General features: G+C 72.3%; 14 protein-coding genes and 1 pseudogene. 5 read left to right on the top strand and 10 right to left on the bottom strand.

Annotation, left to right across the window (positions count from 1 at the left end; translation table 11 throughout):
* Together VT50_RS39745 and VT50_RS27100 are read left to right on the top strand one after the other, a co-directional pair.
* Positions 1–232 (top strand): annotated as a pseudogene (locus tag VT50_RS39745) (hypothetical protein); the annotation flags it as partial.
* Positions 233–266: 34 nt separating this feature from the next.
* Positions 267–1,037: a bestrophin-like domain gene (locus VT50_RS27100; protein WP_079343894.1), complete on the top strand. Its 771-nt coding sequence runs from the start codon at positions 267–269 to the stop codon at positions 1,035–1,037.
* Here VT50_RS27100 and VT50_RS27105 read toward each other — a convergent pair.
* Both VT50_RS27105 and VT50_RS27110 read right to left on the bottom strand, forming a co-directional pair.
* Positions 1,000–2,292: a cytochrome P450 gene (locus tag VT50_RS27105; protein ID WP_046090738.1), complete on the bottom strand. Its 1,293-nt coding sequence runs from the start codon at positions 2,290–2,292 to the stop codon at positions 1,000–1,002. The two genes, VT50_RS27100 and VT50_RS27105, sit on opposite strands and share 38 nt — an antisense overlap.
* A 117-nt stretch (positions 2,293–2,409) precedes the next feature.
* Positions 2,410–3,261 carry a metallophosphoesterase family protein gene (locus VT50_RS27110; RefSeq protein ID WP_046090739.1) on the bottom strand — a complete coding sequence of 284 codons (852 nt, stop codon included), beginning with the start codon at positions 3,259–3,261 and terminating at the stop codon, positions 2,410–2,412.
* Positions 3,262–3,368: 107 nt separating this feature from the next.
* On the opposite strand from VT50_RS27110, the gene VT50_RS27115 reads away from it, so the two are divergent.
* Positions 3,369–3,830, top strand: coding sequence for a universal stress protein (locus VT50_RS27115; RefSeq protein WP_046090740.1), 462 nt, complete (start codon positions 3,369–3,371; stop codon positions 3,828–3,830).
* A gap of 68 nt (positions 3,831–3,898) precedes the next feature.
* Here the strand turns inward: VT50_RS27115 and VT50_RS27120 are convergent, their stop codons facing one another.
* Positions 3,899–4,117 carry a dodecin gene (locus VT50_RS27120; RefSeq protein ID WP_046090741.1) on the bottom strand — a complete coding sequence of 73 codons (219 nt, stop codon included), beginning with the start codon at positions 4,115–4,117 and terminating at the stop codon, positions 3,899–3,901.
* Positions 4,118–4,290: 173 nt separating this feature from the next.
* On the opposite strand from VT50_RS27120, the gene VT50_RS27125 reads away from it, so the two are divergent.
* The gene (locus VT50_RS27125; RefSeq protein WP_046090742.1) at positions 4,291–4,971 is read left to right on the top strand and encodes a formylglycine-generating enzyme family protein; all 681 of its coding nucleotides are present in this window, start codon (positions 4,291–4,293) and stop codon (positions 4,969–4,971) included.
* Positions 4,972–5,070: 99 nt separating this feature from the next.
* Here the strand turns inward: VT50_RS27125 and VT50_RS27130 are convergent, their stop codons facing one another.
* The 6 genes from VT50_RS27130 to VT50_RS27155 form a co-directional block, all read right to left on the bottom strand.
* A complete protein-coding gene (locus VT50_RS27130) occupies positions 5,071–6,141 on the bottom strand; it encodes a phosphatidylinositol-specific phospholipase C domain-containing protein (protein ID WP_046090743.1) in 1,071 nt (356 codons plus the stop codon).
* 204 nt (positions 6,142–6,345) lie between these two features.
* The gene (locus VT50_RS27135) at positions 6,346–7,434 is read right to left on the bottom strand and encodes an NAD-dependent epimerase/dehydratase family protein (RefSeq protein ID WP_046090744.1); all 1,089 of its coding nucleotides are present in this window, start codon (positions 7,432–7,434) and stop codon (positions 6,346–6,348) included.
* Between the two features lie 69 nt (positions 7,435–7,503).
* Positions 7,504–9,339: a transketolase gene (locus VT50_RS27140; RefSeq protein ID WP_046090745.1), complete on the bottom strand. Its 1,836-nt coding sequence runs from the start codon at positions 9,337–9,339 to the stop codon at positions 7,504–7,506.
* 51 nt (positions 9,340–9,390) lie between these two features.
* Positions 9,391–10,716 carry an NAD(P)/FAD-dependent oxidoreductase gene (locus VT50_RS27145; RefSeq protein ID WP_046090746.1) on the bottom strand — a complete coding sequence of 442 codons (1,326 nt, stop codon included), beginning with the start codon at positions 10,714–10,716 and terminating at the stop codon, positions 9,391–9,393.
* A 167-nt stretch (positions 10,717–10,883) separates the two neighbouring features.
* Positions 10,884–12,095, bottom strand: coding sequence for an FAD-dependent monooxygenase (locus VT50_RS27150; RefSeq protein WP_046090747.1), 1,212 nt, complete (start codon positions 12,093–12,095; stop codon positions 10,884–10,886).
* A gap of 140 nt (positions 12,096–12,235) precedes the next feature.
* A complete protein-coding gene (locus tag VT50_RS27155; protein WP_046090748.1) occupies positions 12,236–13,102 on the bottom strand; it encodes an Fpg/Nei family DNA glycosylase in 867 nt (288 codons plus the stop codon).
* A 157-nt stretch (positions 13,103–13,259) separates the two neighbouring features.
* On the opposite strand from VT50_RS27155, the gene VT50_RS27160 reads away from it, so the two are divergent.
* The gene (locus tag VT50_RS27160; RefSeq protein WP_206269489.1) at positions 13,260–14,654 is read left to right on the top strand and encodes a catalase family protein; all 1,395 of its coding nucleotides are present in this window, start codon (positions 13,260–13,262) and stop codon (positions 14,652–14,654) included.
* 6 nt (positions 14,655–14,660) lie between these two features.
* Here VT50_RS27160 and ccrA read toward each other — a convergent pair whose 3' ends face one another.
* A complete protein-coding gene (gene ccrA, locus VT50_RS27165; RefSeq protein WP_046091063.1) occupies positions 14,661–16,001 on the bottom strand; it encodes a crotonyl-CoA carboxylase/reductase in 1,341 nt (446 codons plus the stop codon).
* Positions 16,002–16,111: the final 110 nt, after the last annotated feature.

Here is a 16,111-nt window from a genome sequence, read left to right on the forward strand (position 1 = left end):
GCCCCCGCCCCCGCGCACCCGGCCTCCGGCATCACCCCCCGCGCCGACTCCCGCACCGACCAGGGCCCGTGCCGTCGAGATGCACGCGTATGAGAAACCCGCGCACAAGAAGCCCGACAGCGGGACCTCGTTGGTCACCTTCACCCTGCTGCTCACCGCGCCCGCGGTCCTCGCGGCCGCCGCTCTCCGTCCGCGTTCGCGCTCCGGCGCGCGCGGCGCGCGGCGCGGCTGACGGCCCACCGCCGAACCGCTTGAAAGGTTCACCCATGCCCGAATGGCTGATGATGACCCTGGTGATGGCCGGGACCTGCGCGGTCGTGGTGACCGGGGCGGTGCTCAACTCCCGCAGACTCGGGGAGGATGACGATCCGGACGAGACCCCCGATGTCCTCGACTACATGATCATGATGATCGGCGTGGTCTACGCGATCGTGCTGGGCCTGGCCATCGCCGGTGTCTGGGAGGCGCGCTCGGCCGCGCAGGACGGGGTCCGTACGGAGGCGCAGGCGCTGCACGAGGTGGCCGAGCGGGCGGGCGTCTACCCCGCCCCGGTGCGCGATCGCATCCGCGACGACGTGCACGCGTATGTGGACCACGTGGTGCACACCGAGTGGAAGGTGATGATCGACAAGGGTGAGCTCACCGACCGCGGCGCCGAGTTGCTGACCACGCTCCGCCGCGATGTCACCCTCGCCGCCCCGCACAACGACCTCCAGTCGCAGGCGTATCAGCCGATGGTGGATCAGGTGGCCGCCGTGGATGACGCGCGCGGCGCCCGGCAGCAGAGCGCGGGGCCCACGATGCCCCCGCTGGTCTGGTTCGGCCTGGTGCTCGGCGCGGCGCTGGTGATCGGGCTGGTCTTCACCCTGCAGATCCGCCGCTCGCCCCGGGAGCTGACGCTCGCGGTGATGTTCACCGCGCTCATGGTCTTCCTGCTCTTCCTGGTGTGGGACTTCGACGAGCCCTTCGGACGGTCGGTCGGCGACTCGGCCACGGCCTTTACCGATCTGTTCCCCAGCGCACGGGGAGGGTCTTGAGCCCGTTCTGGAAGTTGGAGGTGAGCCGGACCGGCTCACCGGCCCGGCGCAGCCCCGGCAGCCGGTCCAGGGCGGCGCGCAGCATGGCCCGCATCTGGACCCGGGCCAGATGCGCGCCCAGGCAGACATGCGGTCCGAAACCGAAGCTCAGATGGTCATTGGGGGCGCGGGTGATGTCGAACCGGTCGGGGTCGGTGAAGACCGTCTCGTCGCGGTTGGCCGAGGCGTGGAAGACGACGACCTTCTCACCGCGCCGGATGAGCTGTCCGGCCAGCTCCACATCGCGGGTGGCGGTGCGCCTGAAGTCGATGACGGGCGGCCAGTAGCGCAGCATCTCCTCCACCGCGGAGCCGGTCAGCTCGGGCCGGTCGAGCAGCAGCCGCAGGCTCTCGGGGTGGTCGAGCAGGGTGAGCAGCCCGCCGGGGATGCCGTTGCGCAGCGTCTCGTTGCCCGCCACGGCGAAGAGGAAGAACATGTTCTCGAACTCGTCCCGGCTCAGCCCGCCCTCCCGCATCCGCGCCATCACACTGCCCGGCCGGGGCCGTTCGGCGAGTGCGTGGGCGTAGGCGAACATATCGGCCAGCGCCTCGCGGGAGCGCGGGTTCATCGGCCGGCCGTCGGGGCGGCGCGGCGCCGAGGACGGCCGGTGGGCGAGGGCGGCGCGCCCGATGGGGCTCAGCTCCTCGCGGGCCGCGGTGGACAGCCCGGCGTAGTCGGCGTCCTGGTAGCCGATGACCCTGCTGGCCCAGTCGAACAGCAGCCGCCGGTCTCCGTCGGGGACGCCCATCACCTGGGCGAGGGTCCAGACCGGGAGATCGGCGGCGAGCTCCACGAAGTCGGCCTCGCCGCGCCCCGCCACGGAGTCCACGAGTGCCGCCGCGCGCTCCTCGATGACCGCCTCCAGCTCCCGTACGGCGCGCGGGGTGAACGCCGCCGCGACGATGCGGCGGCTGCGGGAGTGGCCGGGCGGGTCCTGGTTGAGCATCATCGCCCGCACGAACTCCAGGTCGGCGGGTGTGTCGGGGTCGCGGATCTGGGTGGCCCCGAGGTGGGAGGAGAAGACCTCGGGGGTGCGCAGAACGTGCTTGACGTCGGCGTGCCGGAACACCGCCCAGAAGCCGGGACCGGCCGGCCAGGCCCCGACCGCGGGCTCGTCGATCCGGCAGACGGGGCGGGTGGCCCGCAACGCGCCGAACAGGGCGTACGGGACACCGGCGGTGTAGGTCTCGGGGAGGAACGCCTCGACAGGGTTCACAGCCGAGACCGTACGGCGCCGCCCTCCGGGCCCGTCAAGGGAGCGTGCGCATCAGATGGCCCCGTCCCCACAAGGCCCGGGGCCACCCCCGACCCCACCACCGGACACCACACCGCCCTAGGCCACGGGCACCGGGAGGATCCGGCGCAGCGGGTCCTCCGGCAGTCGGCCGTGGGCCTTCCACTCCCGGGGGTAGCCGACCGAGACCTCCTGGAACTTCACCCCGTCCTCCACCGTGGTCCGGGGGATGTGCAGATGGCCGTAGACGACCGTCTCGGCCCGGAACCGCACATGCCAGTCGGCGGTGAGCTCGGTGCCGCACCACAGCGCGAAGTCGGGGTAGCGCAGCACCCGGGTGGGCAGCCGGGTCATCGGCCAGTGGTTGATGAGCACGGTCCGCAGCTCCGGGTCGACGGCCGCCAGCCGCGCCTCGGTCTCGGCGACCCGGGCCCGGCACCACGCGTCGCGGGTGGGGTAGGGGTCGGGGTGCAGGAAGTGCTCGTCGGTGCAGACCACCCCGGCCTCGTGGGCGTGGGCCAGCGCGGCGTCCTTGGTGGTCAGGCCGTCGAGACGGAAGGTGTAGTCGTAGAGCAGGAACAGCGGGGCGATGACCAGCGGCCCGCCGACGCCCTCCCAGAGCGGGTAGGGGTCCTCGGGCGTGACGACGCCCTTCGCCCGGCACATCTCCACCAGCGCGTCGTAGCGCGCCACCCCCCTGGCCTCCAGGGGGTCCTTGGGATGGGTCCACAGCTCGTGGTTCCCGGGTGACCAGATGACCTTGGCGAAGCGCTCGCTCAGCAGACCGAGGACCTCCTCGATCTCTGAGAAGACCTCGCCGACGTCGCCCGCGACGATCAGCCAGTCGTCGTCGGAGCCGGGCCGCAACCGCTCCACGATCGCCCGGTTCTCCGCATAGGCCACATGAAGGTCGCTGATGGCGAGGAGTTCGCCCCCGTGGGTGCCGCTCATTGTCTCTCCTGTCGTACGGTGGCGCTCATGACGCGGTCGCGGTGCGCGGGCACCGCTGAAACGGGCCGGGTGATCACCGGACCGTCCCTGCCGCTAGCCTCGCAGATGTGGTGGACAAACTCCCTCCGTCTTTTGAACGGGGAACCGACGGACCGAAGGTCATCGTGGCCGGACTGGACGGTTCCGAATCCTCCTGGCGCGCCACGGCCTACGCCGCCGGGCTGGCCAGACGCCAGAAGGCGCTGCTGATCGTGGTCTACATCCAGCCGGTGCTGGCCGCGGGGGCGGCGCTCGGGGCCTCGGTGACCGACGCCACAGGCGAGGTGGCCGAGGAGCTGATGCGGGAGATGCGGGAGGCCACCGAGCGGCTGCGCGGGGTCTTCGAGGTGCGCTGGGAGTTCCACACCTTCCGGGGTGATCCGTACAACGGCCTGGCCCAGGCGGCAGATGAGCTGAAGGCCGACGCCGTGGTGGTGGGCGCGTCCGAGCAGGCCGGGCACCGCTTCATCGGTTCGGTGGCCGTACGGCTGGTCAAGGCCGGGCGCTGGCCGGTCACCGTGGTGCCGTAAGCACGACCGCCCGTCCGGCTCGCGGAGCCCGGCGCGGTGAGGCACCGCGCCCGGTGCGTCCGAGCCCGTCAGGACGTCGTGTCCTCCAGCCGGAATCCAAGCTTCAGCCCCACCTGGTAGTGCGCGACGCGCCCGCCTTCGAGGTGCCCGCGGATCTCCGTGACCTCGAACCAGTCCAGTTCCCGAAGTGTCTCGGAAGCCCGGTCGACGCCACTCCTGATCGCGTCGTCGATGCTCTCGGTGGACGAGCCGACGAGTTCCGTCACCCGGTATATGTGGCCGGACATGCGCCTCTCCCCTCAACAGGAATCCCCCCTCCACCGTGCACCGCGCGCCCCGCCCCCGCGACTTTACCGCGTCATCCGGGACCGCCGGCTAACGCGAAGAAGCCCCTCCCGGCGCTCGCCCCGAGGAAGGCCACGCGGTCGTCCAGCACGGGCACCGATATGATCACCTGTCCATGGACGCGAGCGCAGGAAAGATGATCGCCATCCCGCCGGGGCAGGTGACGCTGTCGGACCGGCGGACACAGCAGAGCTGGTCGGTCGAGCTCGCGCCCTACGAACTCGCGGCTTCCCCCGTCACCCAGGCGCTGTACGCACAGGTCACCGGCGTGTGGCCGAGCACCGCCCAGGGGGAGTCACTGCCCGTCGAGAGCGTTTCCTGGTGGGACGCGATCCGATTCTGCAACGCCCTGTCCCAACGCGACGGGTTCGCACCCGCCTACCACCTCCATGCCGAGGGCGAAGACATCGAGTGGGACACGTCCGCCGACGGGTACCGGCTGCCTACCGAGGCCGAGTGGGAGCACGCCTGCCGCGCCGGCACGACCGGACCGCACTACGGACCTCTGGACGAGATCGCTTGGTACCGCGGCAACTCCCATGAGCGGATCCACGACGTGGGTCGCAAACGGCCCAACCCGTGGGGCCTTTACGACATGCTCGGCAATGTCTGGGACTGGGGCTGGGACATCTACGACGCCGAGGTCTACGGCGCCTACCGGGTGCTGCGCGGCGGGGGCTGGTTCGATGAGCACTGGAGCTGCCGGGCCTCCGCGCGGCGCCGCAGCCACCCGACTTTCCAGGTCGACGACGTGGGATTCCGCATCGCCCGTTCCCAGCTCAACCGGACGGGGTGACCCAGGACCGCAGGCCGACGCCACTGCTCGGCGTCCCCAGCCCGGAAAGCCGCGGTTTCAGTCATGGCGGGCCCGGGCGCGGCTCCGGCGGGCGTGTGCTCAGCCACGGGGTACGACGGTGGACAGTACGGACGGCAGGGGGTACCAGTCGGCGGTGGCGAAGCTGGCGTGGCGGGTGGCGAGTTGGGACAGGCGGTCGCGGGCCTGGGTCTCGGTGGGGTTGGTGCCGTCGATCGGGGGTGCCACGTTGTGGGCGTCGGTCATGATCAGGAGGTAGTGGCGGTCGTCGTACCAGGCGGTGTCGATGCCGCTGGTGACATACGTGGACGCGTCACCGTCGAAGAGCACGAACCAGGGCCGGAGGGCGGCGTCGGTGTAGCGGGTGCGCGGGTCGCCGGTGGCGGCGCCGTGGACGGCGGGGAAGGCGGCGGCCTGGCCGAGCTGCCCGGCGGCGGACAGCTCCCGCAGGTGGGTGGCGTACTCGCGGTCGGTCCACAGCGTGTCGAGGGGGTTGTTCTCCTCGACCGTGCCCGGTATCAGCTCGACGACGAACTTGCCCGCGAGCGCCGAGCGGGACGGCCAGCCGCCCGCCTGGACCGCCTCGTCGAGGGTGGCGTGGCCGCCCACCACATCCGCCGGGCGCAGCACCGCGTCGCCGAGGGTGGCGCCGAGGAGGGCGTCGAGGTCGGCCGGGCCGCGGCCCTTCTCGCCGTTGAAGCCGTCCTTCATCTCGACCTTGACGAGGATGGGACGGTGCCCCGGATGGGCCTGGTGCCAGGCCCGCATGTCGGCGAGGCAGCCCGCCAGGCTCTGGTCGCGGGGCTTGGTGCGCAGCTCGTCCTGGCCCGCGGCGTTCTCGCAGTTGTTGTCGTTGCCGAGCGGGTTGGAGTGAGAGACCCGCCAGCCGGAGCCGAAGGCGTTGGTCCACACATCGAGTTCCAGGAGCGAGGCCCCGGAGTCCAGCGCGTCGGCGAAGTAGGGGTACTTGGCCTGTTCGTAGGCGTTGTGCACCCCCACCGAGGTGGTGGCGGAGTAGGACGGATCGTCCGCGGTGGGGGCGGGCCGGGCCTCCGCCGGTGCCGTCAGACACAGTGCGGCGGCCGCCGCGGCGACCGCCACCGTTCCCGTGCGCCGGGCATGACCGCGCGCCGCACTCCCCACCCTGCCCATATGTCCCCACCCTCGTCGATGTCCCGGCCAACCGGGCAGCAGCGTACGGGAGTCGTGTCACCGGTCACGAGGGGCCGGGGAGGGCACAGCGGTACGGGCCCGGCGGCACGCTGCCGCTGAGCCCGTCTCATGTGCCGCGTATCACACGGCTGGGGGTCGTTCAGGGGGAGTCCTGCCGGGGTCGCTCCCCCGTACCGGTCGTCGTCAGGGCCGCTCCCCCACGCCTGTCGCCGCGGCCTCGCGCGCCCGTCCGCCGGGCAGCTTGGGGGCCAGTGGGGCGGTCTGGTCCATGCCGGTGCCGCGCCGCAGCCCGGTGAGGAACTCCTGAAGCGTCTCGACGGCGGTGTGCCTGGGCCGCCATCCCAGCTCCTGCTGGGCGCGGGTGGTGTCCATCAGCGGGAGCCGCAGGGCGGCGTCGAACAGCTGGGGCGAGGGCGGCAGCAGATGCAGATGCCAGGCCGTGGCCATGGCCGAGCGGGCGGCGAAGCGCGGGACCCGCACCGTCCGCGCGTCCAGCAGTCCGGCCAGCGTCCCGCCGTCCACCGGCGGTTCGGCCGCGAGGTTGAAGGCGCCGCGCACCTGACGGCCGAGCGCCAGCCGGTACGCCTCGGCGGCGTCATCGGTGTGCAGCACCTGGAGCCGCAGCCCGGGCAGGTCGAAGACGGCGGGCAGGAAGGTGGCGCGGACCAGCCGCCGGGGCAGGAACGGGCCCATGAACAGCCGTCGTTGCTCGGCCGCCGCTTCCTCCTTGAAGAGGAAGCCCGGCCGCATCCGCACCACCCGGACCTGCGGATGCTCCCGTTCGAAGGAGTCCAGCATCCGCTCCACATACGCCTTCTCGCGGCAGTACGCGGCCTCCGGCCAGCCATCGGTGGGCCAGGATTCGTCCACCGGGTGGCCGTCCTCGGGGCCGGGCGAGTAGGCGCCCACCGAGGAGGCGTACAGCAGCACCGGCACCTCGGCCCGTGCCACCGCCTCGAAGACCCGCTTGCTGCCGAGGACATTGGTGTCCCAGGTGACGGCGGGCCGGTGGCTGGGCTGGATCAGCCAGGCGAGGTGGATGACCGCGTCGGCGCCCTCGAAGTGCCGTGCCAGGTCGGCCTCCGCACCGGCGTCCCGCCCGATGTCCGCCCGCACCCAGGTGGTCTTCGGCGGTGACCAGCTGGGCACCCTGCGGGCGACGCCCACGATCGACTCGACGTCCGTGGCCTCGCCGAGCGCGCGGACGACGCTCGTACCGGCGTTGCCGGTGGCCCCGACCACCACCACGCGCATTCCGTGCTTGACACCCATGTGTCCGCTCCTTCCGGCAGCGTCGTGTCGTCCGTCCTCAGCCCCCGGTTGCGAACCTCAGTCCTGGGCTCAGCCCTTGCCGACCAGCTGTCGCGCCGCCCTGACGATCGCGTCCGCGTCGATTCCCGCGTCGCTCAGCTGCTCGGCGGGGGTCGCGGAGGCGGGCATCATGCGCACCGCGAGCCGGATCGTCCGGGGCGCCGGACGGCCGTCGCCGAACGCCTCGAGCACCGCGTCGCCCAGTCCGCCCTCGGGGTGGTGGTCCTCGACGGTGACCAGTCGGCCCGTCGCCTCTGCGGCGGCCCGCAGCGTCTCGGCGTCCACCGGCTTGAGCGAGTACAGGTCGATGACGCGGGCCGGGATGCCCTCCTGGGCGAGCCGGTCGGCGGCCTCGACGGCCTCGTGCAGGGTGATCCCGGCGCCGACCAGGGTGACCTGGTCCTGATCGCTGGAGCGCACCACCTTGGAGCCGCCGATGGGGAAGCTCTCGGTGGCCGGGTAGATGACCGGCGTTCCGCTGCGGGTGGTGCGCAGATAGCGGATGCCGGACTGTTCGGCCATGGCCGCGGTCAGCTGGGCGGTCTGGTTGGCGTCGCACGGGTAGAGCACCGTACTGCCGTGCACCGCCCGCATGGCGGCCAGGTCCTCCAGGCCCATCTGCGAAGGGCCGTCCTCACCGATGGCCACCCCGGCGTGGGAGCCGACGAGGTTGAGGTCGGCGTCGCTGATGGCGGCCATCCGGATGAAGTCGTAGGCCCGGCTGAAGAAGGCCGCGAAGGTGGAGACGTACGGGTTCCAGCCGCGGGTCTGCATGCCGACGGCCGCGGCCACCAGCTGCTGCTCGGCGATGAAGAACTCGAAGTACCGCTCGGGGTGCTCCTTGTGGAAGTACTCCAGGCGGGTGGAGTCGCCCACCTCGCCGTCGAGCGCCACCACATCGCCACGGGCGGTGCCGACGGCGGCCACCGCCTCGCCGAACGCGTCACGGCTGGGGACCGAGTCGCCGGTGTTGTAGCGCGGCAGGGCCAGCGGGCCCTCGGAGGCGGGCCGGGTGGGGGTCACCGAGGGCGGGCCGAGCACCGGCACGGCCAGGTTGCGTACGCCGCCGAGCTCGGCGATCGCCTCTTCCGCGTTCTTCAGCGGCTTGCCGTGCATGCCCTCGCGGTTCTCCACCGAGGCCACGCCGCGGCCCTTCATGGTGCGGGCGATGATGGCGGTGGGGCGGCCCACGGTGGACAGCGCCTCGGCGTAGGCGCGGTCGATGGCCTCGATGTCATGGCCGTCGATCTCGATGGTGTGCCAGTCGAAGGCACGGATGCGCCGGGCGTAGGCGTCCAGGTCCCATTCGTGGCGGGTGGGCCCGCGCTGGCCGAGCCGGTTCACATCGATGATGGCGGTGAGGTTGTCCAGCCGCTCGTAGCCCGCGTGCTCGAACGCCTCCCACATCGAGCCCTCGGCCATCTCGCTGTCGCCGCACAGCACCCAGACCCGGTAGGGCACATGGTCCAGCCGCTTGCCGCTCATCGCGGTGCCCACGCCGTACGGCAGGCCCTGCCCGAGCGATCCGGTGGCCACGTCCACCCACGGCAGCCGGGGGGTGGGGTGGCCCTCCAGCCTGCTGCCGCGCTTGCGGAAGGTGATGAACTCCTCGTCGCGGAGGGCCCCAGCCGCCTTGTACACCGAGTAGAGCAGCGGGGAGGCATGGCCCTTGGAGAAGATCAGGTGGTCATTGCCCGGGTAGTCGGGCTGCTCGAAGTCATAGCGCAGATGGTTTCCCATCAGGACGGCCAGCAGGTCCGCCGCCGACATCGACGACGTGGGATGGCCGGACCCGGCGGCCGCGGCGGCACGCACCGAGTCCACACGGAGCTGCTGCCCGAGCTCGCTGAGCTGTTCGTGTCGCATTGTTCTCCTTCCAGGTTTCACCGGTGGTCAGCCGCAGCGTTCCGCCGGTGGTCAGCCGCCGCCCGGCCGCACCCGGGCGGTCTGCGCGACCTCGGGCGACTCGGTGTCCAGCGGCACCGCCCAGGGCGGGACCACCCCGAGCTGTACCCCCTGGCGTGGCAGCACCGCGTCGAGCAGCCAGTCGGCGGCGACCCGGACCCGGTTCCCCGGCATCGCCATCAGGTGGTAGCCGCGGGTGACCGCGTTGGCGAGCGGCCCGGACAGCGGGATGTGCAGCGGGTCCGCGGCGGCCTGCACCCCGCCGAGGTCGACGGTGAACCCGAGGTCGTGGTGTTTGTACGGCTTGGCGGTGCCGCGCCCGAGGGAGGCCAGCACATTGTGGCCCGCGACCTTGCCCTGCCGGTGGGCGTGTTGCGCGGTCATCGGGGTGAACTGGCCGGGGCGGGTCAGATCGGGCACCGCGGCGGCGTCCCCACAGGCCAGCACGTCCGGATAGCCGGGTACGGCCAGATACTGGTCGACCCTCAGCCGGCCGCGTTCGGTCGGCAGCCCCAGCTGCTCCACCAGCGGATCGGGCCGCACCCCGACGCACCAGATGAGCGACCGGGTGTCGATGAACTCGCCGTCGTCCAGCAGCACCCCATCCGAGGTGGCCTCCTTGACCGAGGTGCCGGTGCGGACCTCCACACCCCGTTTGCGCAGCACCCTGTCGGCCGTGCGGGACAGCTTCTCGTCCAGTTCGGGAAGGACCCGGGGGGCGATGTCGAGCAGCAGCCAGCGGGGCCGCGGCGCCTCGCGCAGCGAGGTGTTCTTCCGCGCGAGCGAGTCGGTGAAGAGCACCCCGTGGGCGGCCACCTCGGTGCCGGTGTAACCGGCGCCTACCACGACGAAGGTGCGGCGGGCCCGCCGCTCCCCGGGGTCGGCCGCGGTGCCGGACATCTCTATCTGCCGGGTGACGTGGTCGCGCAGGTACAGAGCCTCGGGCATGCCGCGGAAGCCGTGGGCGTGCTCGGCCACACCGGGGATCGGCAGCAGCTTGTTGACGCTGCCCATGGAGAGGACGAGCCGGTCGTAGTCCATCTCGCCGGACCGTCCGTCCGGGTCCTGCCAGGTGATCTTGCGGGCGTCCAGGTCGACGCCGTGGACCTCGCCCAGCACCAGCCGGACGTGCGGCAGGGTGCCGGTGAGGGAGACCGAGACCCGCCGGGGCTCCAGGACCCCGGCCGCCACTTCGGGCAGCAGGGGCAGATACAGGAAGTAGTCGTTGGGGTTGATCAGGACGATGTCCGCCGCGCCGCGCAGGGTGCGGGAGAGCGTACGGGCGGCCTGGTAACCGGCGAATCCGGCACCGGCGATCACTATGCGTACTGGGCTCACACGAATCTCCCGGGCATACGGGGCCAGGGAGCTCCAAGTGCCCGTGAGAGCCCGGACCAAACGTGGGGCCCGGGCCGGCCCCCGCCCCCGGGCCGTGTTCCGGGGGCGGGGGCGGGGGGTACGCCCGTACGTCAGTGGCGTGCGCGTACGTCAGCGGCGCCCGTACGTCAGCGGCGGCGACGGGCCGTCTGTGCGTCGATCGGCTCGTCCCAGTCGATGCGGTAGCCGGTCAGCCAGTCCGAGGAGCCGTTGCCCGCCCGGTCCAGCTTGCGCGGCATGGTCACATCGCGCAGGGCGCGTGCCACGGGCCCCGGCGCCGTGCGGCGGGCCATGCCCGCGCCGGCCGCGGCGACCTTCTCGACCCGCTCCCGGCGCAGCGCCTCGTACGCGGCGAAGGCCGACTGGGGCGTGCGCAGATCGCGCAGGCATTTGGCGAGTACGACACCGTCCTCGATGGCCATCGAGGCGCCCTGGGCGACATTGGGCGCACAGGCGTGGGCGGCGTCACCGACGATCACCATGGCCTCCTCGGACCAGGTGGGGGTGGAGACGATGTCGTAGGCGGCGGTGGCCACGATGGTGTCGCCGGTGGCGCGGACCAGCTCGGCCGCGGGCGTGTTGTCCTCGGCGAAGAGCGTCAGCAGCCGCTCCCGCCACTGCTCGGAGGTGACGGCGGCGAGCTCGGCCTTGGACATCTCCTCGGCCGGGGCGTTGCAGAACCACCAGACCTCGCCGTCCGGGGCGGTGGTGCAGCCGAAGAACGCCTGCTTGCCGAAGATCATCGTGTAGGCGTCGGGGTCCGGGGGCGAGTCGGCGTCGCGGGTGTAGCCGCAGACGGTGTGCTGTCCGGTGTAGCGGGGCCGGGGCGCGGCCGCGTCGATGGTCCTGCGGACCAGCGAGTGGATGCCGTCGGCGCCGATCAGCATGTCGCCCACGGCGCGGCCGCCATCGGCGAAGGAGCCGACGATCCGGCCGTCGGGGCTGGTGTGGGCGGCGAGCAGCCGCTTGCCGCCCTCGATGCGCACTCCGCGGCGCACCGCCTCCTCTCGCAGCACCCGGGCGAGGGTGGCGCGTTTGAGGGTCACGGAGCCGAGGCCACCGTCCTGCGATCCGGACATGGGGCGGTTGCCGAGCCGCTTGCCGGTGTTGCTGATGAAGTCGACGCGGCCGGCCGGGAAGGAGTTCTTCAGCACGGGTTCATGGGCGTCGATGGTGCGCAGTGCCTCCAGGCCGTTGGCGGCGACGACGAGGAACGCACCGGTGTCGGTGGCGTCCGTGGGGTACGTCTCGTAGACGACCGCGTCGATACCGGCTTTCCGCAGGGCCATCGCGGTCACCGTGCCGGCGATGCCGCCACCGATGATCAGGGCTGTGGTCATGGTGCTCCGTGACGTGGCGTGGGGTGGTGTGTCGTGTGGTTGCGACAGCACCATATGGCGGCCCGGAGCTCCCCGGGTCAAGAGCACCCCTTCAACTGGCCTCCGCCGGGCGGCATTTGGGGCGGAACCCGGCAAGTGCGCTACTTGAGCAGCCGGGACAGCCGCCGATCGGCGAGTGGCTTGCCGCCGGTCTGGCAGGTGGGGCAGTACTGCAGCGAGGAGTCGCGGAAGGACACCTCGCGGACGGTGTCCCCGCATACCGGGCACGGCTGCCCGGCGCGGCCGTGCACCCGCATGCCGCCGCGCTTCTCCCCCTTGAGGTCGGTGGCGGCCAGGCCGCGGGAGCGCTCGACGGCGGAGCGCAGCGTGGCGCCCATCGCCTCGTACACCCCGGCGATCTCCTCTTCGGTGAGGTCCGAAGCGAGCCGGTAGGGCGACATCCGGGCGGCGTGGAGGATCTCGTCGGAGTAGGCGTTGCCGATTCCGGCGATGACGCTCTGGTCGCGCAGCACCCCCTTGATCCGGTGGCGTACGCCGCGCAGCAGCCCGGCGAACGCCTCCAGCGTGAAGGCGTCGTCCAGTGGGTCCGGGCCCAGCCGGGCGATCCCGGGAACCTCTTGCGGGTCGCGGACCACGTACACCGCGAGCCCCTTGCGCGTCCCGGCCTCGGTGAGGTCGAAACCGGAACGCTCCGGCCCGGCCAGGAGCAGCCGGAGTGCGAGCGGGCCCTTGCCAGGCCGTGGCGGGGCCTCGGGGAGCCCGTCCCGCCAGCGCAGCCAGCCCGCCTTGGCGAGGTGGACCACCAGATGGGGGCCGTCGGTGGCCAGGTCGAGGAACTTGCCGTGGCGGGACGCGGCCGTGACGGTGCGCCCTTCGAGCGCGCTCAGCGGCGGGTCGTAGGTCTTCAGGACGCTCACCGCCACGGGGAGGACGCGGGCGATCTCCCGGCCGGCGGCGCGCTCGGCCAGGATCGCGCTGAGGGTCTCCACCTCGGGCAGCTCCGGCATGCCACCAGTGTGCCGCAGACCGGAACGGAACCCTCCGGGGCGCCCCGGAGGAGCCGGTTACCCCTGGCGCACCGCTCCGGGCTGCGGCCCCGCGCGCCCTCCCCTAGCGTCTCTTTTGTTCCTTATCGTCCCTGCGTGCCCGTACGGAGCGTTCCCCATGGTCAACACCGCACAGCAGTCCGTACGCGGCGAGGCGGCACTCGGCGGCGAGCCACGCGGGGGCGGTGAGGCGGGCGCGGGCGGTGGGGCGAGCGCGGTGTACGAGGGCTATGAGGCGTACGAGGGCGGCAGCCCCGAGACGGAACGGCTGCGCTTCCAGAAGCTGACCCACGAGCTGATGCGGATGCAGCGGTACTCCGACGGCACCGACGGCTCGGGCGCCCCACGGCCGCTGCGCGCCTTCCGCGGCAGGGCGGCGCTGGGCGTGGAGAACGCCCGGCTGCGGTTCCGTGACGACCTTCCGCCGGAGCTGTGCGTGGGATACGCCCGGCCGGGCGCCGAGTATCCGGCCGTGGTGCGACTGGCCAGCGCCTGCGGTTCCGAGGGGGACGGCGCCACGCCCGATCTGCGTCGGCTGGCGGTGCGGGTCCAGGCCGGTCCGGAGGAGACCCACGATCTGCTGGCCACCAGTTTCCCGGTGTCCCACGCCGCCGACGCGCATGAGTTCGTCGCCTTCGCCAAGGCCACGGCGGGCGCGGGGAGCACCGTGGAGAAGGCGTTCGGGCTCTTCGTCCGGCTGCCGCTGGCGGTCGGCTGGGCCACCGCCGACCGGATGCGCCGCAATCTGCGGATCGCCACCCGCCACACGGTGGGCTCGCTGGCCCGCGAGACCTTCTGGAGCCGGGGCGCGATCCTGTGGGGCCCGGCCGGTCCGGTGCGCTACCAGCTGCGTCCGGCGCCCGGCGGCACCCCCGCTCCCCCGCCCGACGGCGGCGACCCCGACTATCTCCACCGCGAGCTCGCGATGCGGCTGTCCACCGGCGAGATCGCCTTCGAGCTGTGCGTACAGCGCTATCTGGACGGCCGCCGCACCCCCGTCGAGGACGGTTCGGCGGAGTGGCGGGAGAGCGAGGCGCCGGTCGTCCCGGTCGCGGTGCTCACCGTGCCGCGCCAGGACCTGGACGGCGCCCGGGCCCGATCGGCGGCCCGCCGGGTGGAGCAGCTGGCGTTCAACCCCTGGCACACCACCGAGGAGTTCCGTCCGCTCGGCAGTCTGAACCGGGCCCGCAAGGCCGCGTACGAGGCCGCCGCGGCGCACCGGCTCGGCCGGTGCCTCCCCACCGCCGGGCAGTGGCCCACCGCGCTGCTGCCCGACCCGGTGCGCGCCGCGCTCGACCTGCCGGTACGCGCCGCGCTCGACCTGCCGGTACGGGCCGCCCTCGACCTGCCGGTGCGCGCCGCGCTCGACCTGCCGGTACGGGCCGCCTTCGGCCTGGTCGACCGGTGGGTGCCCTGGCATCGGCTGCCGGCCCCGCTGGGGCTGCTCAACCCGGCCGCGCTGGGCCGGACACTGCGCCGGAGCGAGGAGCCGGCGCACCACACGGCGGCTTGACCCCGTTCAGTCCTGGCGGAAGCGGTTGATGGCCGGGAGATGGCGTTCGCGCAGCTCCAGGTCGCGTACCCCAAGGCCCTCCTCCGGGGCCAGGCACAGCACGCCGACCTTCCCCGAGTGGCGGTTGCGGTGGACGTCCTGGGTGGCCGTGCCCACCGCCTCGAGCGGATAGACCCTGGAGAGCGTGGGGTGCACCATCCCCTTCTCGATCAGCCGGTTGGCCGCCCACGCCTCCCGGTAGTTGGCGAAGTGGGTGCCGATGATGCGCTTGAGGGACATCCACAGATAGCGGTTGTCGTATTCGTGGCGGTACCCGGACGTGGAGGCGCAGGTGACGACCGTTCCACCGCGCCGTGCCACGAACACACTGGCGCCGAAGGTCTCCCGGCCGGGGTGCTCCACGACGATGTCCGGGTCGTCGCCGCCGGTGAGTTCGCGGATCCGGGACCCGAAGCGCTTCCACTCCTTGGGGTCGGGCGTGGTCGCGTCCTTCCAGAAGCGATAGCCCTCCTCGGCCCGGTCGATGACCAGCTCGGCCCCCATGGAGCGGACGAGTTCGGCCTTGCGCCGCCCGGAGACCACGCACACCGGGATCGCCCCGCCGTTCACGGCCAGCTGGGTCGCGTAGGACCCGAGGCCACCCGCCGCACCCCAGATGAGGGTCACATCGCCCTGCTTCAGCTGGGCGCCGTTGCGGGAGACGAGCTGGCGGTACGCGGTGGAGTTGACCAGACCGGACGAGGCGGCCTCCTCCCAGGTGAGGTGGGCGGGCATCGGCATCAGCTGGTTCGCCTTGACCAGCGAGAGCTCGGCGAGCCCGCCGTAGTTGGTCTCGAAGCCCCAGATGCGCTGCTCGGGGTCGAGCATGGAGTCGTCGTGGCCGTCCGGTGAGCGCAGTTCGATGGACAGGCAGTGGGCCACCACCCGGTCGCCCGGCTTCCAGTGGCGCACCCCGGGGCCGGTGCGCAGCACCACACCGGCCAGATCGGAGCCGAGCACGTGGTAGGGCTGGTCGTGGCGGGCCGCTCCGGGGTCGTCGGTGCGCGCGTAGCGCTCCAGGAAGCCGAAGGTCGGCAGCGGCTCGAAGATGGCGCTCCAGACGGTGTTGTAGTTGATCGCGCTGGCCATGACCGCGATCACCGCCTCGCCCGGGCCCGGTTCTGGCGTGGGCACCTCGCGGATGTGGAGCGACTTCTGAGGGTCCTTGTCCTTGGTGGCCATGCCCTCGAACATCTCGGACTCCTCTTTGAGGATCACCGCGCCCCGGTAGGACTCGGGAAGGTCCAAGGCGGCGAAGTCCGCGGCCACCGCGTCCTCTGCCAGCGCCGCGCTGATGATGTCCTGCATGAGATGTCCTCCGATGTACCGCCCCTGGACGCCCTGTGTCCCGGAGGCTATGGCAGCGGCCACGATCCGAATAACCCCTAGATGAATGAGTCCGATGTCTGGGTTGGCCG

Origin of the sequence: Streptomyces antioxidans, assembly GCF_000968685.2 — a bacterium.
Taxonomy (GTDB): Bacteria; Actinomycetota; Actinomycetes; order Streptomycetales; family Streptomycetaceae; genus Streptomyces; species Streptomyces antioxidans.